Below are 259 nucleotides of genomic sequence, written 5' to 3'. Positions count from 1 at the left end.
GGTCACCGTCACCTACAGCGGGAACACCTGCTTCCTGCCGTCGACGGGCTCACTCGACGTGACCGTCAACCAGGCGTCGAGCACGGTGTCGGTGACGGTGGACCCCAACCCGTCGGTATGCGGCCAGACCGTGACCGTCTGCGCCACCGTCACCGCAGTGGCACCCGGCAGCGGCACCCCCACCGGAACCGTCACCTTCACCGGCCCCGGCGGACTGAACCAGACCGTCACCCTGGACACGGGCGGCACAGCATGCGTC

General features: G+C 69.5%; 1 pseudogene. It reads left to right on the top strand.

The window, feature by feature from the left end:
* A pseudogene (locus ACEPPI_RS40905) lies at positions 1–259 on the top strand (Ig-like domain repeat protein); the annotation flags it as partial.

Source organism: Streptomyces sp. AB3(2024) (assembly GCF_041862025.1).
Classification (GTDB): Bacteria; Actinomycetota; Actinomycetes; order Streptomycetales; family Streptomycetaceae; genus Streptomyces.
This window is presented reverse-complemented; position numbering and strand designations above follow the sequence as displayed.